Annotated in this window: 11 protein-coding genes and 11 pseudogenes; 8 read left to right on the top strand and 14 right to left on the bottom strand. The window is 56.3% G+C overall.

Annotated elements, in window-relative coordinates; all coding sequences use genetic code 11:
* Nucleotides 1-45: 45 nt before the first annotated feature.
* The 5 genes and pseudogenes from ku (N7E02_RS07410) to N7E02_RS07390 form a co-directional block, all read right to left on the bottom strand.
* A pseudogene (gene ku / locus N7E02_RS07410) lies at nt 46-860 on the bottom strand (non-homologous end joining protein Ku).
* A 4-nt stretch (nt 861-864) separates the two neighbouring features.
* Nucleotides 865-1,750: pseudogene (gene ku, locus N7E02_RS07405) on the bottom strand (non-homologous end joining protein Ku).
* A 2,373-nt stretch (nt 1,751-4,123) separates the two neighbouring features.
* Nucleotides 4,124-4,309 (bottom strand): hypothetical protein, encoded by a 186-nt coding sequence (locus N7E02_RS07400; RefSeq protein WP_286578666.1) that lies wholly within the window; start codon nt 4,307-4,309, stop codon nt 4,124-4,126.
* Between the two features lie 33 nt (nt 4,310-4,342).
* On the bottom strand, nt 4,343-4,564 hold the full coding sequence (locus N7E02_RS07395) for a hypothetical protein (protein ID WP_286578665.1): 222 nt from the start codon (nt 4,562-4,564) through the stop codon (nt 4,343-4,345).
* Between the two features lie 318 nt (nt 4,565-4,882).
* Nucleotides 4,883-5,413 (bottom strand): TetR/AcrR family transcriptional regulator, encoded by a 531-nt coding sequence (locus N7E02_RS07390; RefSeq protein WP_286578664.1) that lies wholly within the window; start codon nt 5,411-5,413, stop codon nt 4,883-4,885.
* Here N7E02_RS07390 and N7E02_RS07385 point away from each other — a divergent pair.
* Together N7E02_RS07385 and N7E02_RS07380 are read left to right on the top strand one after the other, a co-directional pair.
* Nucleotides 5,349-5,894: an alpha/beta hydrolase gene (locus N7E02_RS07385; RefSeq protein ID WP_286578663.1), complete on the top strand. Its 546-nt coding sequence runs from the start codon at nt 5,349-5,351 to the stop codon at nt 5,892-5,894. The genes N7E02_RS07390 and N7E02_RS07385 overlap by 65 nt on opposite strands.
* Nucleotides 5,842-6,145: pseudogene (locus N7E02_RS07380) on the top strand (manganese catalase family protein); the annotation flags it as partial. The gene N7E02_RS07385 and the pseudogene N7E02_RS07380, both read left to right, overlap by 53 nt.
* Nucleotides 6,146-6,212: 67 nt before the next feature.
* Here the strand turns inward: N7E02_RS07380 and malQ are convergent.
* Nucleotides 6,213-8,433 (bottom strand): annotated as a pseudogene (malQ, locus tag N7E02_RS07375) (4-alpha-glucanotransferase).
* A gap of 116 nt (nt 8,434-8,549) precedes the next feature.
* A pseudogene (locus N7E02_RS07370) lies at nt 8,550-8,969 on the bottom strand (alpha-amylase family protein); the annotation flags it as partial.
* Between the two features lie 496 nt (nt 8,970-9,465).
* Between N7E02_RS07370 and N7E02_RS07365 the strand changes: the two are divergent.
* Nucleotides 9,466-12,402 (top strand): DEAD/DEAH box helicase, encoded by a 2,937-nt coding sequence (locus N7E02_RS07365; RefSeq protein WP_286578662.1) that lies wholly within the window; start codon nt 9,466-9,468, stop codon nt 12,400-12,402.
* Between the two features lie 614 nt (nt 12,403-13,016).
* On the opposite strand, the gene N7E02_RS07360 is transcribed toward N7E02_RS07365, so the two are convergent.
* Entirely contained in the window at nt 13,017-13,322 is a 306-nt protein-coding gene (locus tag N7E02_RS07360) for a hypothetical protein (RefSeq protein WP_286578661.1), read from the bottom strand.
* Between the two features lie 908 nt (nt 13,323-14,230).
* A pseudogene (locus N7E02_RS30175) lies at nt 14,231-14,451 on the bottom strand (IS5 family transposase); the annotation flags it as partial.
* On the opposite strand from N7E02_RS30175, the pseudogene N7E02_RS07350 reads away from it, so the two are divergent.
* Nucleotides 14,451-14,677 (top strand): annotated as a pseudogene (locus N7E02_RS07350) (sel1 repeat family protein). The pseudogenes N7E02_RS30175 and N7E02_RS07350 overlap by 1 nt on opposite strands.
* Before the next feature lie 24 nt (nt 14,678-14,701).
* Here N7E02_RS07350 and N7E02_RS07345 read toward each other — a convergent pair.
* Both N7E02_RS07345 and N7E02_RS30170 read right to left on the bottom strand, forming a co-directional pair.
* Entirely contained in the window at nt 14,702-15,700 is a 999-nt protein-coding gene (locus N7E02_RS07345) for an NAD(P)-dependent oxidoreductase (protein WP_286578660.1), read from the bottom strand.
* Between the two features lie 44 nt (nt 15,701-15,744).
* A pseudogene (locus N7E02_RS30170) lies at nt 15,745-15,903 on the bottom strand (IS5 family transposase); the annotation flags it as partial.
* 216 nt (nt 15,904-16,119) lie between these two features.
* Between N7E02_RS30170 and N7E02_RS07335 the strand changes: the two are divergent.
* From N7E02_RS07335 to N7E02_RS07320, 4 genes and pseudogenes are all read left to right on the top strand, one after another.
* On the top strand, nt 16,120-16,311 hold the full coding sequence (locus tag N7E02_RS07335) for a hypothetical protein (RefSeq protein WP_286578659.1): 192 nt from the start codon (nt 16,120-16,122) through the stop codon (nt 16,309-16,311).
* 1,812 nt (nt 16,312-18,123) lie between these two features.
* Nucleotides 18,124-19,550 (top strand): annotated as a pseudogene (locus N7E02_RS07330) (ISNCY family transposase).
* A 262-nt stretch (nt 19,551-19,812) separates the two neighbouring features.
* Nucleotides 19,813-20,822: pseudogene (locus N7E02_RS07325) on the top strand (IS30 family transposase).
* Nucleotides 20,823-20,868: 46 nt separating this feature from the next.
* Nucleotides 20,869-21,311 (top strand): annotated as a pseudogene (locus N7E02_RS07320) (Ku protein); the annotation flags it as partial.
* Between the two features lie 303 nt (nt 21,312-21,614).
* On the opposite strand, the gene N7E02_RS07315 reads toward N7E02_RS07320, so the two are convergent.
* The 3 genes from N7E02_RS07315 to N7E02_RS07305 all read right to left on the bottom strand — a co-directional run bounded on the left by N7E02_RS07315 (nt 21,615) and on the right by N7E02_RS07305 (nt 23,362).
* Entirely contained in the window at nt 21,615-21,803 is a 189-nt protein-coding gene (locus tag N7E02_RS07315) for a hypothetical protein (protein WP_286578658.1), read from the bottom strand.
* Between the two features lie 81 nt (nt 21,804-21,884).
* Nucleotides 21,885-22,412, bottom strand: coding sequence for a DUF4142 domain-containing protein (locus tag N7E02_RS07310; RefSeq protein WP_286578657.1), 528 nt, complete (start codon nt 22,410-22,412; stop codon nt 21,885-21,887).
* Nucleotides 22,413-22,492: 80 nt separating this feature from the next.
* Nucleotides 22,493-23,362 (bottom strand): hypothetical protein, encoded by an 870-nt coding sequence (locus tag N7E02_RS07305; protein ID WP_286579104.1) that lies wholly within the window; start codon nt 23,360-23,362, stop codon nt 22,493-22,495.
* Nucleotides 23,363-23,825 lie beyond the last annotated feature (463 nt).

Here is a 23,825-nt window from a genome sequence, read left to right as displayed (position 1 = left end):
CACGTCTCCCGTCAAATATTCAAAACTGTCATCAAGCGGCGTCGGTCAGCTCGCTTTCCGAGATTTCAATTCCTTGGCCACCGACTTCTTGAGGGCATCCATAATGTCGATGACATTGCTTTTGTCTGTTTCACGCGCTTTGGACTTGGAAGCCCTCTTAGTAGGCTTCTTAGCTTTTTCTTCTGAGCGATAAGTTTTAACAGGCTTTCTTGAATAGGGTCGGACACCATCGCAGGCGACCAATCTTTCAAACGCTTCTTGATCACCTTCTCGAGCGCCGTGACGCCGTCCGGATCAGACTTTTTATCGATCTCAGTGAAGTATTCGGCTTCGGGTCGCACCTCGTCGCCGAAACGAAGCGTCCACAGGACAATCCCTTCACCTCGCGGCTGCAAGACTACAGCTCGCTCTCGACGCCCGAGAACAAGCTTGGATATTCCTACAACATCCTCCGCTTCCATTGCCTTACGGATAACGGCGAATGCTTCGTCCCCGATTTTATCGTTTGTGGTCAGATAGAAGGGCTTCTCGAAATAGACCCATTCGATGCTTCCGCGAGGGATGAACTTCTCAATGTCGATCGTCCGGACCGTTTCCAGTTCGACGGCTTCAAGATCGTCATCGTTCAAGATGACATAATCGTTCTCTCCACGTTCATAGCCTCTAGCCTCATGCTCGTCCTTGACTGACTTACCGGTGACGCTGTCGATGTACTGCGAGACGACGCGGTTCCCTGTCTCCTTGTTGAGTGTGTGAAAGCGCACCTTCTCAGAGTCTGACGTTGCTGGCGTCATGGCGACAGGGCAGGTGACAAGAGAAAGCTTGAGATAGCCTTTCCAATAGGGTCGACGCGGTGCCATGGCATCAGCTCGCTTTTTTCTGAGGGTTCTTTGCTTGGCCGCCGGAAGCTTTCGAAGCTGACTTCTTTCCGCTGTTGGCGTTTGCGGCCTTCGGTTTTTTGGTCTCGAGCCTTTTCCCAATCCTGCGCTTTCCTGGAGTGCCTTCAAAAGGTCATTGGATTTGGAGACTTTCACAGGCTTCGGTTTCGGGATCGCTTTGCCTTCGGCCTTGGCTTTCACAAGCGCGGCGAGAGCGGCATCATAGCGATCGTCGAATTTTGCAGGATCGAAGTCGCCTTTTTTGTACCGATGATGTGCTTGGCCAGATCGAGCATTTCCTTTTCGACTTCGAGCTTGGCGACACCTTTGAATGCCTCTTTTGATGAGCGAACCTCGTAGTCGAAGTTTAGCGTTGTCGCGATCAGCCCCTTACCATGTGCCCTGATCAGCACCGTTCGCATACGTCGGAAAAGCACGGTCCGAGCGATAGCCGTCGCATTAGTCTTGCGCAAGGCATCACGGATACAAGTGAATGCGTCCGTATCTTCGTTCTCAACAGGGACCAGATAATAAGGCTTGTCGAAGTAAACGTCATCGATACCGCCGCATGGGATGAAAGCCTCAGCTTCGAGCATCTTGTCAGAGTCAGGGACAACCGACGCGACCTCTTCAGGGTCAATCATTATGTGGTCGCCATTGCCAATGTCGAAACCTTTGACTTGTTGGTCACGAGCGACAACTTCCTCCGTGTCGCTATCTATAAATTCGCGCTTGAGGCGATTTCTCGTCGCCTCATTGATCATGTGAAAGCTAATGCGCTCTGAGGTCGAGGCAGCCGTGTAGAGGCCTACCGCGCAGCTGAGTTCGCCAATCTTCAAGTGGCCCTTCCACTGAGCGCGATGACCGGTCATTTTATCCTCCATATATCAGGGCTGATAACAGATGTCGGAGAACAGGGTTCCTCCGCTTATCTCGTTTGCCTGCTATGCCGAGGGTTCACATCAATGATGGCATCAGTGTCCGATAACGCGTCAGCAGGTATTGGATCCGAAGCAATTGCCTCAAGTGCAGCTGCGTCCGCTCCTGCCCGAGCGGCATCAACGATCGCATCCAGCGTTTCGCTTCGCGCTCTAAGCTCCAGCAATAATGTTGAGCGGAGGGTATCAGTTCTGTCCATGCTGCCTAAATCAGAAACCGGATGAGAATGTTCCCTGCAGCTCGTGGTTATGGTGGGTTTGCGCAAAATTTCGTTCGAGTCAGCGGGTGATGCGCTAATCTCAGCCACCGCCTTGCAAATTTTACTACACTCTTAGGCGGGGGACCGTTGCGACAATTCCTCAACGCTTTCGGTCCTGTCACACTCGTCCAGTAAACGAGCAGCCAGTTTCAAAGCCTCGTGGCTCTTCGGGTTGATATTGTTTTCGCGGCATAGAAAACGGAGAACTACCTTCAAACGATCGAGTTGCTCGGTTGTAAGGTGAGGGCGGGCCATGCATTCTCTCCGATGCCTATCGTAGAAGAATAATGGTTTAGTACGGTTCCCGGTTTCGCGCACAGCAGCACTGAAGGTGAAAGCGGTTACAGATTTATTACACCATAGGTAAGCCGTGAACCGCGGCACCCTTAATCTTCATCGTGTAGCGATGGAGTAATACCTAAACGAAAAGCTTCCTGCGATTCGCGAAGCAGTCGGTTGAATGCTTTTGCGGCATCGCAGTTCCATGTGTTGATGACCAGGTGACGACGCTTCTGCAATCGCCAGAAAAAATCTCTACGAGTTCTGGCTCGTCCACCATTCCGGAAGCGGCTCATGGATGGACCCAAGCCAGCCTGCGATCTCCACGCTCCGCAAAATTCGTTGTGAAAAGCGTGTGCGGAGCATGTGGACAACCGCAATTGTCGATCTGCGACCGTCCTGCAGGTGAGAGAAGAACCCTACAGTCTTCTCGTTCTCACCCACGACACTTAATCCCTCGCGGGCATCTCGCTGAGCAGCGCGGTAGCGCCGCTCTTTTTGTCCCCGGTTGCCTTCCCGGATTATCCAAAGACTCGCGCCGAGACTACTTACGTAGCAAGACCTCCAAATCGCCAGTTGCATCAAGTCTGCAACAGATGGCAGCCGTTTGGGGCAGCTTCACTAATTGCTGAAATGGTTCGCGGATTTCCACCTTCCCTCGCACGCAACTACAAGACGTGGGACGTTGCGTGTATTGGCAAGGCGTAATAGGAAACGGTACGAAGCACTATCGAGCCTTGCAATAGCTTTGGAGCGATCACAGTCGCGGGCATGCTCAGTATGACGGCGTGAGCTTCGGGGCGATGCTCATGCAATCAAAAGCGAAAGCTATCACGACCGGTGTGGCGAAGTTTTAATCGATCAGCTCCTGTGCCAAGATCTCCTAGCAATGCGATCGAGAGCGGATGTTAAAGCAAGCGATGCAAGCAAGAGGCTTGGTGGAACAATCAAGCTCGCCCATAGCAGATCGTCGTCGGAGTTCATCAAAGCTAGCATAACCGTCGCAAGTACCGAAATGGCCAGTACGAATAGCAAGCTCATGAGGGCGCTGGCGCGCAAGGCCGCCACAATGACTACCGTCAGCGTGACCGCGTAAACAATACTCCAACCCATCTAAGTCCTCCTTTTGAGGCCATCATATCCCGACGAAGTTAGATAACCGTTTATATACTCACTCAATGTGTCATCGGTGACGCTTCCCCCAGACGCGCGGAGCGGCACCGCTATCCGCGGATAGTAAGGCTGGCACGTGAAACCTATTCCAGGTCTCGCTTGCCCAAAATAGTGAAAACGTCAAGGGACCCCGTAGCACGATCGGCGGTGACTTAGATCGGCGGATCAGCCACACTGCTCTTCGTATCAGTTTCGCCGAAACGATTCGTCATCCATGTTTGGACGGCGAATACCATCAGGCAGATAGCCACTGAAAATATGAGCGTGATGACATTTGGGCGGTATTGTAGCTGTCTCATAGGAAAGTAACTGGAAACACCCCGTCAGGTTCCTCGACCTGGGGAACGGTAGCCGAGGCAGCAATCCTACGGCTCCGCGTCATCATCGTCGAATTTTTCGGCTAACCGAGGCTGGATCGCGCGCGCCAGCCATTCTTAGATGCGAAAGCGAGGTCTGAGACAGAGGTTTTGTGCCTCCCGAACTGAAACGATCGGTCCAAGTCAGCCAACCTGAAGAAGGACAGCACAAAGTCATGATCGCTTGTTCATCAAGCACGTTTAGTCGATGTTGGTCTGACGGCCTAAGCACCCTTGATCTACTGGGCTGCTGAATTCACAGCGCCATAACCCGCGAAGAAGATGAACAGCCCCGCGATGACGATCGCTCCCAGAAGCAAAAGCAGAATTGTAGGGACACCGAATTTCGGACGACGCGTCGCAGGTGTCTTGTGCTGAAGGTTGGGGTCGTTGATTGGCATCTGGCTATCCTTGTTGATCAGCATAAGAGGGGTCAGGCATACTGTCTGTAGCGTTTGCTACTTGGTAGTCGCCCCAGGATAGCCTTCACCGTTACGGGGCGCCTTGCGCTCGTCTTCCGGCGTCTTGCTGGTGTCCACGTCCTCCTTGTAGCGACCCCCGCTTGTTGCTTTGCGTAGACCCTTTTCTGCTGTATGGCTCAGGTCTTCGCGAGCATCATCTGCGACATCAGGGTTAGAGCGAACTGCATCGCTGGTTCCGTCTGTCTTCTTCTCATTCATGATTGATCTCCTCGTTGTTTTGACCTCAACAAAGGGGATGTAAGATGGTTCCTCAGATACGCTGTCAACTGCCGAAACTGTTTCTAGAGCAGGGACTACAGCCGATTGTTCCAGATGGACACGACCACTTTCTGCTGGTCGACATCCTCACGTCACCCGATCCCGCCTTCAGCGCTAAGCTGTCCGTTTTTCAGCCTCGCGATCTAGGCACTCGCTCGGCTTGTCTGGGATACCAGGCTCAGGAAAATCAAAGGGTCGCAGGGGTATCTCTCATGTCGTGATAGAAATTCAGCCGCTCTCACTGAACGGGTCCCTTTTTTAGAGGACGAAGGCCCCTGAAAAGAACATTTTCGCGCAAACGCCCGCAAGTCGCGTCCGCTCTGCATTGGCGTCGATACGAGCGAACTGATCAATCATACCAACGAGCACGCGTGCCATCTCGTCCGCAGCTACACCTGGCCGGAAGATGCCGTTCGATTGCTCTTCCCGATGGTTGGAAGCCACCCAGCCGACCATCTGCTGTTTTGCGATAGAACAGCCCGGAGGCTGGAAAAAGCCGATTTCCGTCAATGCCCGGTCCGCCGCCATGAAGTGGTGAAACGTCCGGAAGCTGATCGCCACCTGGGCCTCAAGCGCTTCCTGCGTCGTGTATGGATCAATGAGGTTGGAGAGGGTGACGCGTCTCAGGTCCTCTCTGAATTCCTCCACCAGCGACTCGTAGGTGGCCTCCTTCGATTCAAAATAGAGGTAGAACGACGGCTGGCTGAGGCCCGCCTCTGCCACGATGTCACTGACTTTCGTGCTGTTAAACCCGTTGCGCGCGAAGACGCCGATCGGTGCCTTACGCAACCTTTCGCGGGTTTGCTCGCCTTTGGTTTCGTCTTTGAGGGCATCTTTCTCTTCTACCGGGATCTCACCGCGTCTAGCTCAGCCAGAAGTCACCGGATACGTCGCGGACAAACATTCGGCTGCCTTCTCCCGCGACGACCTGGCGACAGTTCTTACTCAGCTTTCGCATAACGGTGTGCTCCCGACGATCCTTGCCCACAGCATGGGAGCATGGCTGGCAGTTGAGTCCGTCCGCCAGCTCTCATTGATGGGCGAGCGGGATGTTGTCCGGTCGATCGACCAACTTGTTCTTGCGGCACCGGACATAGATATAGGCTTGCTTCGCAAACAACTTCCGATCACCGACAGGTTGTCGAAGCCGATCGTTGTCCTCGCTTCCAAAGATGACATTGCACTTGCCCTGTCCAAAGGGCTGGCGGGCTCCGCAGTTGCACGATCATATCCTGTCGACCGAGATGGCAACATTTCCAGCCAATACTGATGGTGTTCCCTTCGACTACCTACACAAGCGGAAATCTTGCAGCAGACATGTACCGCAACGTCGCCAGCCGAAAGCACCGACGTGTCCTCGCTGTCCGACTTTTCAACGCAGCACATGATCAAGGCATGAAGGATATGCCGCACTTTCTGATTGCTCGCGCCACGATGCATCAGCAGCAGTGGCTTGCGGTGATCAAAGAGCTTGGCGGCGTGGAAGGAGCCGTTTCAATCCCAAAGATCTTCCCGCAGGAGATCGCAGAATCATGACGTCCCTTAACCTTTCTGTTTATCGGCAACGCCGAACTTTAGATCCATGGTCCTATGCGCCCAATCTTCTCTCGAGCCACGTGACGACCTTGAGCGTCGGACGCTGTAGCCATCTACTATCCTGCGCGAGGACAATCAAACCAAGCGGTGCCATCCAGAAACCAAGGATGGGAAGAAACCCGATGAACCCGCACAAGACAAACAGCGTGCCCGCTATCATGCGGACCCATCGCAGGTCCGGTTTTCGCATCCATCGGATAAGACGCCCGAGAGGGCGTGGCATTTTCGCGGCATATTTCTCGACAACCGCATCGAGCCGTTGGGCATCGGTCGTGTTGTTTTCTTCGCATTGTTCTTCGAAGGCATGGAGCCTTCGCGCGGTATCAGGGCTTTCTAGACGGAGCTTTCTGCCTTCGTTCACCACAGAAGCTATCGCAGCGAGCAAAGGCAACCCGGGCAGGCTCTCTATCGTCACTGAAAGCTTTGGCCGCCAGTTGGGGTAGCCGCTGCTACTCGTGCCTGGGACGTTGGTCGGCCGCTTTTCGTCGCTCAGATCAGCCAGACGGACAGCAACAAGCTTACTTGGAGTCCGAGCGATAAACCGATGCGCCTTGACGGTCAGATCATGTAAGGCCGCCTCGGCTGCGTTTCCTTCGGTATTATAAGCACGTACGCATCCCACGGCCTTGACCAATTGCCGCCTCTCGTCACGGCGCTCGGCATCATGCTGTTCTGTCAAGTCCGGTGAAACAATGCCGTGCTCGGCCCTCAGGGCGATATCAGCACCCCGCCACCAGCCGGCCAACGTCTGATGATCATGCGTCGAGATGCAGGCAAGTGCTAGTACCGGATAGTCAGTGGCCGGCTTGAAGCCGATGTCATCGCGCTCGTAGGAGAGAATCCGATAGGATAGGATCTTTGCTGCCGTTAGATCATCTTGAAGTCCATCGGGCAGCAAGCCGAGATCTTCGCCGATGACGAGGCACCGATGTCGCGCAGACGTTTCTGCAAGGATCCTGATTAAATCTTCCTGCGGATACCGGACATAACCGCCTTCGGCTGGCGTGCCGTCGATCGGAACCAAGAACAGCCGACGGAGCGCCGCGGCGTGGTCGATCCGGATAGCGCCGGCATATCGCATGGCAGCGGTGACCATCCGTTTGAATGGGGAGTTTTCACCAGCCGCGATCCGCGAAGGTTGAAAACCCGCGAGATGCCAGTCCTGTCCACTTGGAGCAAACGGATCTGGTGGGCTGCCAATCGTCGCGTCAGTGAGATAAACGCCGCGCTCACTCCACGTTGCCGACCCGTCGAGCGCCTCGCCCACTGCGAGATCGAGGTACAGACCGATCCGCAGGCCCGCGGCGCGGGCATGAGTGCCCGCGTCCTGAAGCTGGCGATGAGTGATCCACTGCAGCCAGATATGAAATCGAACGTCGTCGTCATGTTCCTTTGCGAAGGAACGAACCGCCGTTGATCCGGGATCCCGAAATTCGTCTGGCCATGCCTGCCAGCCGGCCGGGTACCCGCTCTGCACCATATGCGCCGACAGAGCTTCGAAAACTGCGTGACGTTTGAGCGGCTCGCCGCCGTCGAGGACGAAGGATCGAAACTCGGCCAAATCGCCGTCGCCGCTGTCATCGCGCACCGAGCGCTCCCATATTGAACGCAGGGCCGCAAGCTTAATTGACGCGACCGCGTCATAGGCAACCAGATCGCCGTTACGCAGGGCGGCGATTTCCTGCTGCAGATCCGGATCGAACTGGAAGCCCGGCAACGTATCGACCGCAATATAAAGCGGGTTGAGGAACAGCCGGCTGGACGGCTCGTAGGGGCTGCAGCGTCCGGCATCTGCAAGAAAGGGTGCGTGGAGCGGGTTTAATCCAATGAAATCTCCACCGATCGATGCAACCAAATCGATCATTACTCGAAGATCGTCGAAATCGCCGATCCCCCAGTTCCTCGCTGAACGCAACTCATAGAGTTGGAGACTGATGCCCCATACTCGTTCGCTAGACAGGAATTCCGGAAGGAAGCAGACGCTCGGATCTTCCGAGACATGCAATTGCGGCTCTGGTGCTTCGAGCCTTGATAAGGTCTCACTGGAAAGGTCCACATTCAGGGCATGCAGAAGTTTCGCCAAGGTCTCCTGCGAGACCGCTACGTCTGCCCCGTCTGGGGTTGGACGAGATCGGGTCTATCCCGTGCGCCTTGGCCAGTTGGTCAATTACGGTTCGATCAGGAATTGGCGTGTTTGTTCGGATCTGCGTCATGGCGAGTGTCCAATAGGTTCGGCATACTAACCCCCGTCCGAGCCATTCGTTTCCGGAGCACCGCCTGGAGCGCACCATTCGCGGTCTGCCCTGTTATAAGGCGTAGGCTCGTCCGTGTTGCGGAACTCGACATCAGCGCCCGTCAAGTAGTCGAAGTTGCCGAGTTCATCGTCGACCTCGGCGTTCCATTCGCCTTCGCCATACTCGTTGATGAGCCGGAAAACGCCGCTTTCATCAGGGTTTTCGATCACATCGACGCCGCTGAAGCATTTCCGGTCCCAGATGAATCTTGAATGGGTATCCCCACGGCCCGGAAAGGTGAAGCGTGTATAGGCGAGCGCTTCGAACAACTCGTCTTCGATCTGATTGCGATCATCGGGTTTGACGCGCCTGACATAGACGGTCTCTTCTTCGTCGGCCCCCAACTTGTGATTGAATACAACATCGTGGATCACACCATACTTGGTCGCGACCGTTCTTTTCTGCTCGAATTCACCAAGGTCGAACAGATCGTAGGTGTCGTAACCGACTGAGAAGCGCCTCAATCCCAGGGTAATACGGTCACTTTTAAGTAGGCTCGTGACCTTGGTAATTCGAATAGCTTGTCCAAGGCGACTTTCGAACGCGAGCGGAACAAGCGCTCGCGTTCTTTGTTTGCGCAAGACGGCAAGTCGCCGTGCCACCAGGCGGGGTCCTCAGTTGCGCGTCATAGACTACGAAGTTCAAAACCTTACACAGCCATCATCTCGCAGTTCCGAAATGCCGGTTATCAGGCAGCCAGCTCCCTTCATTGCGACACGTATCGATGATTGGCTCAAACGCGTCGGCACATCGCTCTGCTACGTCGCTCTCAGCGAGAGCTCTGCTGAACGCCTCATGAAATCGGTCCGGTGCCTGTGTCCCGCTATCGATGTGGTTTACCTGCCGCCATGGGATTGCCTGCCTTACGATCGTGTTCCTCCGTCGAGGCAGTGCATGGGAAGGCGAATGGATGCTTTGAGGGTATGGAGCGCCAGCTCCGATCGGCCTAGATTGCTGATCACGTCGCTAGACGCAGCACTGCAGCGTGTCCCTCCCTTGCCAGTCATCAAAAGCAGCCGCTACGAACTTAAGGTCGGCGAGCAGTTCAACCGGGCAGCGTTCGAGATGTTCGTGCGCTCGACGGGTTACGCCCTTGAAGGCGTTGCTGATGAACCGGGCGAACTCGCCATCCGTGACGAAGTTATCGACATTTTTCCCGCTGGAGGGGCGTTTCCGATGCGGATCGTTCTCTCGCAGGACGGTTCTGTCACTGAAATCAGATCGTATAACGCGGAGACGCAAAGGACAGACGCAATTCTTGAATCGATCGTCTTTGGTCCTGCGTCGGAGGCGATCCCTACTGACAGTAGAGCGGAAGATGACACTCCGGCGGACCGCATTGAGCGGTCTCTTCTGCGCCTCTACGAGGTGATGCCGTCAGTTTTTGAGATCATTGGGCAGTGCCCCATCGTTTTCGAGCCGGGGTGGGAAGAACGTGTCGAAGAATATCTTGACCTCATCGCCGATGCCCGTCGGACGCAGGAAAAAATCGGCCGTGTGGAGCATCCAGCTCGTCGTTCTATCTATCTCGAACGTGTGGAGTGGATCGGGGAGCTCCAGACCCTGTCGCAAGTGAACCTGGATCTGTCCGGCGGCGACGCGATCTTAGGGGCAAATTCCGATGACCTGCGCAGGAAACTCGCGGAACTCTGCGCGGAGGGCATGCAGAACGGCCGCAAGGTCGTGGTTGCCGGACGCGGTCGCCCACTAGAGGCGCTTTGCCGGCGGATCGTGAAGGCGGCAGGGCAGAACTTTTCGGTCGTAGCCGGATGGGAGAATATCCTCAGGGCGAGATCGGGATCTTTTCTAAAGCTTGAAGGCGATTTAGAGGATGGCTTTGTCGACAATATTCAGGACATCATCCTTGTCGCAGCCGGAAACGACACGACGGCCTCCGTTGTGGATGCGCCGATACTGGCCGAACCAGAGTTGCGGATCGGGGATGTGGTTGTTCACGAAGATCATGGGGTCGGACTGCTGGCTGGTCTTGAACAGATCGACATCGAAGCGTCTGTACGGGACGCGGCCCGGCTTGAATACTATAACGGCGCGTCTCTTCTGTTGCCGACCGAGGAGTTCGGCAAACTCTGGCGGTATGGATCCGATCCGGACGCAGTAAAGCTGGATCGCCTTCATACGGATGCCTGGGACAAGAAAAAGGCCCAGATCGCAAAGGATATTGGCTCTGCTGCACGCCATCTCCTGAAAGCCGCGAAGGGTCGGCATACGGCACGCGCCGAGACCTTCGTCCCGCCTCGGTCGGCCTATGCGCAGTTCGTGCGCCGCTTCCCCTATATCGAGACGGTCGACCAGACGAGGGCGACAAAGGCTGTCCTGTCCGATCTCGCTTCCGGTAAAGTGATGAACAGGCTCATCTGCGGCGACGTCGGCTTCGGCAAAACGGAAATCGCGTTGCGGGCCGCTGCAGCCGTAGCACACGCTGGCGGCCAGGTCGTTATCATCGCGCCAACCACCGTACTCGCGCGGCAGCATTTTATGACATTCGAACGGCGTTTCGCGGAAACTGGTGTTGCCGTAGCGATGCTCTCCCGTCTCGTCAGTTTAAGTGAGGCGAAACGGGTGAAAGCCGGACTTGCCGATGGAGAGATCGGCATTGTCGTTGCGACACAGGCGATTTTGGCAAAGGACGTCACCTTTGCTCGCCTTGGGCTTTTGATCGTTGACGAAGAACACCGGTTCGGTCTTAGGGACAAGCGAGCGATGAGTGCCTTAGCATCCTCGCTCCATACGTTGACCATGTCGGCGACGCCCATTCCCCGCACGCTGCAGTCCGCAATGGTCGGTATCCAGGACGTCAATGTCTTGCGTACAGCACCGTCCAAACGTCGACCGGTCCGGACATTCCTTTCGACCTTCGATCGAGCAGCTATGCGGTCGGCGTTGATGAGAGAGTTTCGCAGAGGCGGTCAAAGTTTTCTTGTGGTCCCGCGCATCGAGGACATAGATGAAATCGAGGCGATCTTTTCGAGACTTGTTCCGGAATTGAAATTTCAAATTGCGCACGGCAAGATGCCCACAGCGGAGATGGACGAGGCGATTGTCGGCTTTTCAGATGGGCGTGGCGACATTTTGCTTTCAACGAACATCATCGAAAACGGCATCGATGTCCCGCGCGCAAATACAATTTTTATTTGGCGCGCTGACCTATTTGGGCTGTCTCAGCTTCATCAGTTGCGAGGACGCGTCGGGAGAGGGAGAGCCCAGGGTTTCGCGTATTTCCTGACCGGGGACGACAACGAGTCGCGCGAAGCAGCACATGCTCGGCTGTCGACCTTGGTCGAGCAGGATCGTTTAGGGTCTGGGCTCGCCATAAGCATGCGTGATCTTGACCTACGCGGTGGAGGCGACGTCGTTGGTGATAATCAGAGCGGGCACGTGAGAGCAATTGGAATTGGCCTGTACCAGAACCTGCTTGGGAAGGCATTAAGTCGTATCCGCAAAGAAACGGCCAAGAATTTCACCCGCGCCGTCGTCAATGTCGGCGCAACTGGTTCTATTCCTGAGGACTACGTTTCGGATGCCGCAGTCCGGCTTAATCTTCATGCAAGGTTGCTGCGCGCGACGTCCGTAACGGAAGTTGACGGCCTTGAGGAGGAGTTTGACGATAGGTTCGGCGAACTTCCCGAAGATGCCTCGATACTGTTGCGCCTGCACCGACTCCAGATTGCTGCAGGCCGTCGCGGCATTTCAAGAGTGGATGCAGGCCCCAAGGCACTTGCGATCACCTTTACCTCGGGAACCTCGGCAAAAGTTATCGCTACCTTGTCCAAGAAAATGGGCGCGCATCCGCGCGAGGACCGTATTGTTGTCGAGCAATCGACAGCGACGGGCGAAAAGCGTCTCGCATTCTTCGAGGGATTTCTTTAGGGAAACAATCAGCAAAACTCTTCCTAGCAGATCGCGAGGGATCCTCTGGCCCGGCATTACAGGACGCGCCGGAATTCGATGGCGTCGAGCACCGCCCGGGTGCAGGATTTCCATTTGGCAGATAGTAGCTTCCAAGCAGGATGCCATCGAGCGCAGCTCGCTATAATGGGAGTGACTGTTGTTCGGATCGTCCGGCAGGCCCTTGCACGTGATAAGCGGCTCGGTGTCCACAGGCGAGGATCGCGACCCCGTTCCCTAATTTCTGTCCCTGCCAGACCGCGCCAATCCGGCACGCTCGATCTCTTTAAGAGGAGAGCTCCCGACTTAGCCGACGTCGGGCTTGTCCTTCTTCAGCCACCTCAGAGGAACATCCAACCGGCTTCTCACGCGGTTGATGTGCAGGTCGCGATCGCATCGTGCTACTGATCGTGGCTATTTCACAGCTACGGTAGCACACGTTGAGCGCCTAAAGGAGATGATCGAACGCTTTAAATCATTTCCGCTTTACGACCCGGAATCAAGCATTTCCTGGAGAGAAGAGTGTTCCGCAGCCTCCATCGTCGCCAGAGGGGTTCCCATTCGTGCGGCCCCTTTTTGTTTTGCTGATTGTATTGCTACACATGGGGAGCATAACCAAGCAACCAAAGCTCCAACGGCTCTGGATCATCATCATCAAGGTATGGGCTAACCGAAGCGGGCTCTCCACGCTCGCCAGCTATTCGCCCTTCTTCATAGATGCGAAATCGATGATCAGAAGAAAGACGGCTGGTGTCTATTGATCTGAAACCATCCGTCCAAGCCGCAACGGCAAGGGGTTGGCTGTCGAGATGGGGATTGGCTGTGATCGGTAAGCCTACGCGAGCTGCGCGGCGTCCTTGCTCAAATGCATAAGAATACCACTCGTCATCATCGATGATCATGCGAAGCCCCTGGTCAGCGAGCCTCATAACTTACGGTTGTGAGTTTGGTTCCTTACCGAGCGCGAGAATCTAAAGCGCCTGAACGTCAAACCCGCATTTTCCCAAAGACTAGGTTGCTAGCTGCCGCCTGCCTGGTCATGCGGTGTTTCAGAGACCTATGAAGCCAAAGGATCAAGAGCAAGAATTTCCTGAACGCTTCATAGCCTGCGTTATCAAACCAGCCGAGAAAGGCATTCGATCGGTCGATCGCGATGCCGTCGAGTAGCGGCATCGCTAAGAACGATTTACTGGCAAGATCGCTACCGGGACGGATTACGGACTGAGCCTTGTGTGGAAGAGGATGCTCAATACTGTAATCCGGGTTAGCACCTCCTATCGTTCAATTCGGCGAACCTCAGCCCAGAACCCTTCAGCTTCCTCCACCGGATCATTCCGCCTTCTTGCGGACGCTAAACGAAGCTCACCCAGTTCATAGCCCGATATCCAAGCATCAAAGCGGAGATCGTCATCAATATGTGGACAGGTGAATGCTCCAACGCCATTCAGCGCCGCTCTCGTGCCCGCCCGGATTATATCATTCTTCTCGCTCTCAGTAAGCTTCATTGCCTAGTCCCAGCCGAATTTCAAAACCGTCAAATAATGACTTTCGCTCATAAAGAGTAGGCAACGGATATATAAAAAGATCCCCTCCATAGAGAAATACGGAGGGGCATAGGAGGTTGGGAGGTTTGAGCGGACACCACAAGGCTCGCGGTCATTGAGCCACACAAGCCCGCGAATGTCGATGTACGCCTTGAGGCGTAGTTCTATCCTGCCACACCCGAGCTATCCGCCGTGCTATGGAGAACAGCATTGAGACTTACAGACGCCGCGCATTCTTCGAAGCTGTGCTAACGAAGCACGAGAGGCTAGGTCCTGTTGACAAAGTATGGCAACCATATTTTTGAGGCGACCAGGGCGAGGAAGCCATCGAGAGATTTTCGGGTCTTGTCGTATCGGGTAGCAATACGACGGAACTGCTTGATCCGATTCAACATCCGCTCGATGCGGTTTCGGTCCTTGTAGGTTCTCAAGTCGCAGACGGGCGGGGCTTTGTCTTCGGCGGGATGACCGGCCTGATCCCTTCGAGTGGGCGGCGACAGTCACGCCGACGTCTTCTTCAAAATGGGGCTCATGTATGCGACCGGTCGCGGCTGCGCCGTTGATTCATCGCCGCCCACAAGTGGCTGAACATCGCCGCCATCAAGGGCTCCGACCGAGCTGCAGCACTGCGCGGTGACCCTGCCCAAACGATAAGCAAGGCCGAACTCGCCGCTGCACTACGCGCCGCCCGCGAATGGATGACGATGCACTGATGAGTGATACAAGCTCGGACGCAATTAGAGCTGTGGGCAGTCCTGTTTTTCCAGCCACGTTTCGATCACAGACGGATTGACGACGTATTCAGGCACCCGCCACTCTGCCACCGCGAGAAGGTTCTCGCAAAATGTCTCCCGCAGGCGCATCTGCGACTCGACTGTATGTCCCACCATGTGTCGGGTGAGGATGGCGTTCGGAAGGTCGCGTAGCGGACTATCCTCTTTCAACGGCTCCGGGTCGAACACATCGAGGGCAAGGCGCATAGCCGGTCGCTCTGCGGCGAGCGTGGCGAGTGTATCGTCGGGTATGATGCCGCCCCGCGTGATGTTGACAAACACCACGTCCGGTTTCATTCGGCGCAACGCGTCAAGATCCAGCATTCCCCGTGATTCAGGAGTGAGTGCAGCCGCCATGATAACGACATCGCTTGTTGCGAGCACTTCATCAAAGCTCTGGGAGGTGACGTAGGCGGGCATCGATCGCGCCGTGCGCACCGAAGCGACGAGTCTCACGCCCCATACAGACAGCCGCTCCGCGATGGCCTGTCCAATTTTGCCAAAGCCTATCAGGCCAACTGTCTTTCCCATGAGCATGCGCGCACGGACCTGCGAGGGACGCGGCAGGTTTTCGCGAAGGTAGCGCTCCGTGCCATGAAGGTCATAGAGCGAAGCCAGGGTAAAGAGAACTGCGGCCTCGGCCATGCTGACGGTGTTTTCCGCTATCTGGCCATTCGCCACTAGGATGCCGTTTTCCGTCGCGGCCGAAACATCGAACTCTTCGACCCCTGTGAACGGAGAAACCAGTGCGCGCAGACGCGGCACCCTGGCAAACAGCTCCCGGTCGGCTGCAAAGCTCGAGGTCGCGCCAAGGATTTCCAAAGACTGCAATGCATCAACGGCGGCAAGCAGTTCCTCGCGCGTGATGAACCGTGCCACACCATGGCCACGCCGTTGCAACGCGTCATGGGCCGGATTGAAGAACCGATCAAAGGACGACGTTCCGACCAAAGCAACAGTCAAGATTTTAGCCTCCAAATGAGTTACGCGGACAAACCTGGGTCTTGTTAACAACAGTATGCCAACCATAGTTTTGCGGCGGCAAGGGCGAGGAAGCCATCGAAAGATTTTCGGGTCTTGTCGCATCGGGTAGCAATACGACGGAACTGCTTGATCCGATAGAACATCCGCTCGGTGCAGTTTCGATCCTTGTAGGTTCTTAAGTCGCAGACGGGCGGGGCTTTGTCTTCGGCGGGATGACAATGGCAGGTATGGCGAAGCTTCGATCAGCACGAGATCGTCAACGGACTGTACAGCCTCCAGGGAGCCGGCGTAACCAAGCTAATAATGGCTCACGCGCTCAAATTACTAAAAACCTTCTTACAAATCGGAACAAAACGGGCAGAATCCGCGTTGTCCGCCACCGCATAGGGGAGGGCACTGTGACCGCGCGTATCGATACTCAAAATATTGATGAAAAGAACCTCAAGGCAGTGATGAGCGTTCGTGATTTTTGCCTGATGTATAAGCTCACCAGTGATGAGCAGATTCGCCTTCTCCGCTTGCTTGGCACCTACGCCACGAAGCACGAGCTTCTGATGAATGCCAGAATGAAGCCCAGAATCCGTTACTGATCTTATTTATCACGGATGGGCGGGCCGAATTGGTCCTTCAAGCATTTCTCGCTGTCGTTAGCCGGTATCGAGCGCGCAAGCGTAATTCCGCGTCTCGCTCGACAAGCCCATCGGCTATCGCGGTACTCGCTGTCTTTAGTCGACTATGGGAGCAGGGGCTAAAAGACCACCTGAAGCGAGCAAATGAGGATAAGAAGTCTGCGGTACGCGATTCACACCGGCTTACCTCTTAAGAGCCGGTCGTCATTCCGAAGAGCGTCATGCCACAGTAAAAAAGTCCAGCGCAGCACAATAAAACCAGCACGGCGGTCAGCGCAGGACCATTATTTTTGGTGGACCGACGAAAATGCGGTTCTGTGTGGTTCTGCTGGCGGCTGCTTAAGTAGGGCATAGTCTCTCCTTTTGGACGGGAAACCGATTAGCGCTCAGCTTGTTCCATTACAGATTTGCAGAATGTTGAAATATATTGATCCTTTAACGCATTTCAGCGCTAACGCTCCTCGGCGTATCATTTCGCATGACATGGCTTGTCTGATGAAAACTAGTCGGCCTTCGTCATCGCCACGCGCGCCGGCAATCCCGGCCACATGCGGCATGATGCCGTCTTCGCCAACCACCGCGAACCGGAAGGATTTCCCCGAAGGATGTCGGCTGTCGTGGCCCAAGTCTTGGCAGATCTGCGCGACCGCATCACTTTGATCCAAGGAAATCATTGATGTCTTTGAGCCTGACCTTGCAGATTCGGTCAGCGCCGCGCAGCTGCACAAGATGGATGACATCTTCAGCGGCGGGCTAATGTATCGCTCTGTCTCAGAGGGCGGCCAACTCGGGAAGAAGGCTCGCGACGTGCGAGGCGACAAGCCCCTTTGACTATTGCCCAAGATGCCGGGCTTCGCCCCGTCCGGGGGTGCGAGCGCCTGTAAACGCGACAACAGCGTCGTGGATCTCGCCGTTCAACGTCGTCTCCTTCCGAGCTTATTCATTGTAAACACCGAGCAGTAAGCTGTGAAAAGAGCAAAATTAGATCTAGGACGACGCATGAATCCGGGAATTAAGGTGCGGGTGGTTTCCCAGGATACGAAAATGAGCCTTGGGGACGGTGAGGTAGACCTGGTGATCCGCTACGGACAGCGATCCTTCAGCGATGGCGCTGTATAGCCTCCCGAGGAGACGTGAACTTCCCCATCTATTCGCCCAAATATCTTGCGCGCCGACAAGGCGGAGCGTTTCTCCAACCGAGGAATACATTGAGACAGATGTGTTTGACCGATCCTGGTACTCGTGGAACCATTGGCACGGACCGTCACTTTGTCATCACGCCGTCGCTGCGGTTCAATTATTACACCAAAGCGCTCTTGGCGGCACGCTCCGGGCAAGGCGTGGCACTCCGCTGGGAGTTCTGGTCAAAACCTTACTTGATGACGGAACGCTCGTAAGTTCAACGACTCGGAGCTCGCGGTGGAAGGGCGTTACAATGTTTTGCTTCCGCAGCGATTGCGGCGCACTGTTGAAATTGACCGAGCCGCGGCGTGGCTGACAAGCGCTCTTCAGGCCCATTGAGTTCACAAGGTCGGCTAAGGCGTCCTCGCGCCACGGCAGCTTCGTCTATGACGCTCACTACTCACATCAAGAACTGCGAGTTCCATAAGCTATCTTATGCGATCTTCGTATGTAAGGGCTATTTAGTAATGCGACAGTTGGGCCAGTTAGAGATGCGACAGTCTCGCCTCTCGACGCACTGGTCAAAGCCAACGTTGGGAGCAAGGATGACGATCTTCAGCCTGGTCGAGACCATGAGCGGTCGGAGTCGTCATGTCCTTTATGATCACCATGTCGCAGAAAGAGTTGCATCGCCTCGAACTCATCCAGAAGATTCGTGACGAACGCCTGAGCGTCGTCCAGGCGGCCGAACGGCTCGACCTCAGTCGAAGTCAGGTCCATCGGCTTCTGCAGGCCTATGACCGGGATGGTCCGGCCGGTCTTGTTTCAAAAAGCGATCACGGCCGAGCAATCGGCGCCATAGCGAAGAGTTCCGCAATGCGGCGCTGGATCTGATCCGCGAACGTTATCTGGATTTCGGCCCGACGCTGGCGCGCGAGAAGCTGATCGAGCTGCACCGGATTTCTGTCGCCAAGGAGACGCTGCGGCAATGGATGACCGAGGCTGGTATCTGGGTCTCACGCCGGGAACGCAAGAAACGGGTTTTCCAGCCACGCGGCCGACGTGACTGCTTTGGCGAACTGGTGCAGATCGATGGCTCACATCACTGGTGGTTCGAGAACCGTGGCCCCAAATGCGCCCTGCTCGTCTATATCGATGACGCGACTGGCAAGCTGCTGCATCTACGGTTTGCTGGCTCGGAGAATACATTCGACTATCTGCATGCGACGAAGGCCTATCTGCAGCAATGGGGTAAGCCGCTGGCGTTTTACAGCGACAAGCACGGCGTTTTCCGCTCGCTCCATCCGTCGAAGAAAGACCGGACGAGCGGCCTAACGCAGTTCGGCCGGGCGCTTTATGAGCTGAACATTGACATCATCTGCGCCAATACCCCGCAGGCCAAGGGCCGGGTGGAACGTGCCAACCAGACGCTGCAGGACCGGCTGGTCAAGGAGATGCGGCTTCGCGGCATCGACACGATCGAGGAAGCCAACGCCTATGCGCCTGAGTTCATTTTAGATTTCAACGTGCGTTTCGGCAAGGAACCGCGCAATCCGAAGGACATGCACAGGCCGTTGGCCGATCACGAGAACCTCGATGGCGCCATGTGTCGCAAGGAAGTTCGCACGCTGTCGCAGGCTTTGACGCTGCGCTACGACAAGGTGCTGTTCATCCTCGATCCGACCGAGATTTCCACGTCTTTGGCTGGCCAGAAGGTGATTGTCTGCGATTATCCGGACGGAAGGCTGGAGATCATGCACGAGAGCTATGCCCTGCCCTACAGAACTTTCGACACGTTGCGCTCGGTGCATCGTGCCGAGGTTGTCGACAACAAGCGTCTGGACGACATGCTGTCGGTTGTCGCCGAGATGCAGGCTGAGCGGGAACAGCAGCGAAGCAAGGGCGGACCACGGCGCACCGGGCAGAAAGATCATATGTTCGGCATTCGCGACGGCAGCACGGCGAACGGGTATCAGAAGCGTGGCCGCAAGCCGGGTCGGCGGACGGATTTCATGAGTGATCCTGCGGTTATTGCCAAAAGACAGAAGGCGCTGGCGGAGATGGAAGCGGCGGAGTGATGAGGCAATATAGTCTCAAAGCTAAAGCCGGGGGATGTTCCTCACCCTCACCCTCACCCTCACCCGCCCCCGCTCCTCCCTTGCAACCCGGCCCAGCCGGTCGGATCGGGGGCTGATCGTCGGAGCCAGTGTCGCATCTCTAACTGGCCGACAGCGTCGCAGCCCTATCCAGCTTTGACATCGTATGTAGCCGGGGTGGGTTCAAGGATGAAGTGCGACTTGCGAATGATACCAATGGGTTGTCACTCGCAAGGAAGACGCAATGGACCGTACCTACTCCCATATCGATCTGGATGAACGACGCAAGATCGCCCGCTGGCGGATGGCCGGGCTTGGCGTTGGGATCATCGCCGAGAAGCTCGGACGACATCGCTCGACGATCTTCCGCGAGATCAAGCGCAACATGTTCGTCGACAAGGTCGCCCGGATCTCAACGGCTACTATTGTGTGACGGCGCACGATATGGCTTGCGAACGGCGTGCGAAACTCCGCAAGCTGGTGCGCTTCTCGCATGTCCGGCAATCAGTCATAGAGCGGATCATGCACGGCTGGTCGCCGCAGCAGATTGCCGGCCGAATGCGCCTAGAGCGGCATCCGATCTCGGTCAGCCACGAAACAATCTACAAGTTCGCATACTCGTCCGACGGCCAAGCGATCAAGCTGTGGCGGCACCTGCCGGAGCATCGGGCTCGACGGCGACCGCGACATGCAAGACGCAAGCATGGTCAACGGTTTAGCCCCGATCTCAACATCCTGCGCCGCCCGGATGTTGTCGCCGATCGCAAGCAGTTCGGACATTGGGAATGCGATCTGATCCAGTTCCGAAAGAAGTTCGGAAAGGCCAATGTCACATCGCTGGTCGAACGGGTCAGCCGCTTTGCGATCTTTTTGCGCAATAACGATCGGCAGTCTCGACCGGTCATGAACGGCCTTGTGCAAGCACTCCAGGCCCTGCCCCACCTCGCCCGTCGTTCCATCACGTTCGACCGCGGCACGGAGTTCACCGACTGGCCTTACCTCCAGGCGAGCATCGGCACCCAGACCTGGTTCTGCGACCCGCAATCGCCCTGGCAAAAAGGCACTGTCGAAAATACCAATAGACGAGCACGGAAATGGCTATCGAGAGAGGTCGATCCGCTGTCGGTGACGGATACCGACTTGATCGAGATCTGCAACAGACTGAACGGCACGCCGCGCAAATGCCTCGGCTATCGAACGCCGGCGGAAGTCTTCCGCAAAAAACTGCTCGCCCAGATGAGACATGCCGGTTAGCTTGAAGCGGCCCGCAAGTCGCGGTTCAGCATGAACTCACAGTCAGGAAGAGTTCGCGGTCATCCGAGATGCGATGGAGGCCGGTGATGTCGTCGGCATCTCCAAGCTGGTCATGGGCAGACGCGAACGTGCCGTCGTGCTGGAGCCTCGTGGTGAAGGCATCGTTCTGTGGACCTTACGCTTCGGAGACGAGGTCCGCCCGCAGGAGAGCTATTTCGAGGACATTGACGATAAGGGCGATCCAGAACTGGTGCCAATGGTCCAAAAGCTGATCAATAGAAGACAGCCAAGTGGTCTCCGGACATGGTTTCCGACCCGATCCAGGAATCCCTCCTGTCGGTCATTGCCGAGAAAATGAAAGCTCTGAAACCTACGAAGAAGTCACGCTCGAAGTCGAGTGACACTCCGTCCAACGGCAACGTCATCGACATCACGGATGCACTTCGCAAAAGCCTGGCAGGCGAGACTAAGCAGAGGAAGGCTAGATGATGGAAGACTGCGACATCGAACTCTGCGAGCCCGCGCCCTTCATTTACTACGAGAACGGTCAGCTCGCGGTCACGGCCGATCGACCGTCTGGATAGTGATTGTAACCTGCGAGGCAATGAAGGCAAATACTCCTCTTTCGGAGAAGTCTCTACGTCGTGTCGTTTGCTACGCCGAGTTCTATCGAGATCTTGCGGCCGCCGTGATACGCCGGGGCGAAGATGTCGACGGCAAGGTTTGGGTGCGGGAGAGCGACGTGCTTGCGACAGGTGTTCGGACTGAGGATAAAGGCACGAACCCATTCAACTATCGAAGCGGTTCTGCCTGATCTGGCTCTTCGAACCCAGGTCCGGTCGGAATCCCTTCTCCGTCCGAATTGGAAACGACAATGTCGAGACCTTCCGGCAGCGCCTGGGCTTGTTCGGCATTCATGATGCCCAATGGGGTCAGGCCTGCCTCGGTTCGCGTTGCGACTTCCACGATATCCTTCTGCATCATATTCTCCTTCAGCAAGCAGGAACAGGAATGCGGACGGTAGACTGGGAAGGCCGCACGCCCTCCCAACCTCCAAGCAGCTTACTTGTCGAGATCCTGAGCCATCTTGTAGTGATGCTCGAGTGCAGGAAGCGTCTTCGCGGCCCAGGCCTTCAGATCGGCGTTCTCGCCCTCTTCGGCGTAGCGCTTGAACAGGTCCACGGCATCCTCGTGGGCTTCCACCTGATCGTCGATGTATTCCTCGTTGAACTCAGCGCCTTCCAGCTTGGCGAGTTCGTCTACTTCTTCCTTGTGGTCTTCCGTCAAAGCGGTGACTGGATTGCCCTGCACCTTGCCGCTGGTCAGCAGCGCCTTGAGTTCGGCGGTGGTCTTCTCGTGGTCGGTCACCATCTGCTGCGCGAACGCCTTGGTGGTCTCGTCGCCCTTCTGAAGGGCCAGCTTGCTGGACGCAATCTCGAACAGGTCGCTGGCGGAAGCCTGAAGGATAAAGTCCTCGGTCTTCGGCGCGACGCCAAGGGCGGAGTTCACTCCGGTCGATTCCGAGGCGGACTGGGCGAAGGCACCGGTAGCTGTCAGGACGAATGCGGAGGCGAGTAGGATCTTCTTCATGAGGTCTCTCCTGTTGTACCGCGCCTACAACCCGGAGATCCGCCTAGGGTTCCAGTTAGTCTTTTGTGACGAAAGGGAATTCACTCTGCAACGACACCGCCTCGCTGACGGCGTTTCGCATTTCGTCGAGCGTCACGAAGTTCTTCCAAGCTCGGCTGCCACCAGCCACGGCCACGTTCATACTCTCCCGGTTCCGCCCGAGCAGGCCATGTGTGTACCAGTTCATTGACGGTCGGCGGGCGCCATGTTGCCCAGACGTATTCGTCGTTAGCATGCGGATACAGCTCGGCGACCTCTCCTGCGTCGACCAGTTCGCCCGTCACCTCAGTGAACACGACGATCCCGTATCTGACGGTTGCCACTGGTCGCTCCGGTGGCGGTAGGTCGTCGCTTGGTACTGGGAGGCGCTTCTTGCGGCGTTCCAGTGAACGGCGCTTCGACTGCGTTTCCTCCTCGGTGCCTTTGCGGGCCTCGAAGCGCTTGCGGCGTTCCTCGGGTTCGTTCCGTTTGGCAGCCTCCTCGATCGTCTCCCACCGATGCTGCAGCTCGTCATAAGAGGCGTACGGAACCTCCCATGCCTTCTCGTCGGCGTTCCATCGCGCGAACGGGATCTGTCTCAGTTCCTCGGCCACGGTTCGCGAGTAAGGTGTCTGGATCCGGAATCCGCGATCATAGACTGACAGGTATGGGCTGAGAATGGGCTCGAACTCGTAGGCGTCACGGCCGCGTTCCTCCTCGTAGGGCGTCCTCCGAGCGGCTTCGGTCGCCAGCCAGTGGTCGATGCGGCGGCGGGCGGTCGTGCCGGGAACCGTCCACGCCTGAAGCGCGTCGCTCCAGCGGGCACGCGGGAACGTCTCCCGGAACCGCGCGACGGTCATCCGGTCGAAGGCGAACGATACCGTTTCCGGTTCCGGATGGGCGCCTACCTCTTTGTCGGCTTCAATTACCATCGCCGGAGAACGCCTGACGGAGGCGGCGGTTTCCATCAGGAGACAGACTTCTGCAGGAACTGGAGCGTTCTCTCCGCACCGTCGGGCGAGATCGTATGGCCGACATCTCGGTGACGATTTGATCGAGGCCCTCACGCGCGGATCGAATGTTCTCAGGAAGCAAGCGGATTGCCGTCTGTACGGAACCACTGGTGATCGCGCTAATTGGTGAATGGAGCATCCGGGGCGGCGAAGCGGGCACCAGGAAGCGCGGACCGCCATGAACTGGCCAGAGGCATCAACTGTGCGCCAGAGGGACCGATGCCGTGGAAGAAGATGACGAGGCTATCCTGCGATGCCATGTCGTTCCTTGTGTTGCTGAATAACAAGCCGAGGGCGCTCGACCGTTTCCGGGAGCGCCCTCATACCCCACGCACAGTCATCGACGCGCGACGGAGAGGCCGGTGCGGAGGCTGCGCTGATT

The organism is Terrirhizobium terrae (genome assembly GCF_030323265.1).
GTDB lineage: Bacteria > Pseudomonadota > Alphaproteobacteria > Rhizobiales > Rhizobiaceae > Neorhizobium.
This window is presented reverse-complemented; position numbering and strand designations above follow the sequence as displayed.

What these genes read in the sequence shown, in the direction of transcription:
- N7E02_RS07385 (WP_286578663.1), top strand. Translation starts at nt 5,349, where the DNA reads ATGTCACTGACTTTCGTGCTGTTAAACCCGTTGCGCGCGAAGACGCCG.
- N7E02_RS07310 (WP_286578657.1), bottom strand. Translation starts at nt 22,412, where the DNA reads ATGAAGAAGATCCTACTCGCCTCCGCATTCGTCCTGACAGCTACCGGT.
- N7E02_RS07305 (WP_286579104.1), bottom strand. Translation starts at nt 23,362, where the DNA reads ATGGTAATTGAAGCCGACAAAGAGGTAGGCGCCCATCCGGAACCGGAA.
- N7E02_RS07395 (WP_286578665.1), bottom strand. Translation starts at nt 4,564, where the DNA reads ATGAATGAGAAGAAGACAGACGGAACCAGCGATGCAGTTCGCTCTAAC.
- N7E02_RS07360 (WP_286578661.1), bottom strand. Translation starts at nt 13,322, where the DNA reads ATGATCATCGATGATGACGAGTGGTATTCTTATGCATTTGAGCAAGGA.
- N7E02_RS07400 (WP_286578666.1), bottom strand. Translation starts at nt 4,309, where the DNA reads ATGCTGATCAACAAGGATAGCCAGATGCCAATCAACGACCCCAACCTT.
- N7E02_RS07315 (WP_286578658.1), bottom strand. Translation starts at nt 21,803, where the DNA reads ATGCAGAAGGATATCGTGGAAGTCGCAACGCGAACCGAGGCAGGCCTG.